We start from the raw sequence: 411 nt of genomic DNA on the forward strand, positions 1-411 counted from the left end.
GCCATATATGTACCGAGGCCGCTGTCTTTGATAATCTGGCCCAGGGCACCGCCGCCGCCAGTTACCAGCATGATGATGCCTGCAGAGGCCATTCCTCTTTCCATTTCCTTAATGGCTTCTTCTCTGGTTAAGTTTCTTCCAAGCGTAACAATCGCCACTACGAGTCCCAAGCCTACCGCTACGATCGGAGATCCAAGGAACTGGAATATCTCCATAAAACCGGTGGTAAGGCCAAGTGCACTGGATACCGTGCTGATCAGAATCAGAATGATTGGCAGTACCAGGGGTGCAAATGACTCAAGTGTGGAAGGAAGACCGCTGAAATCCGTTGTAAAATCTATGGAATAGTCCGGCTCCTGATAGGGAAGGCGGTCAAAGCCTTCGTCGTCGTTAGGAATCTGATAGATCTTT

The 411-nt window shown here is 49.9% G+C and carries 1 protein-coding gene; it reads right to left on the reverse strand.

Features of this window, described 5'->3' with window-relative positions:
* A partial coding sequence (locus NE664_14765) for a GntP family permease (protein MCQ4727897.1) occupies window positions 1–411 on the reverse strand: 411 nt, incomplete at both ends.

The organism is Anaerotignum faecicola (assembly GCA_024460105.1).
Classification (GTDB): Bacteria; Bacillota; Clostridia; order Lachnospirales; family Anaerotignaceae; genus JANFXS01.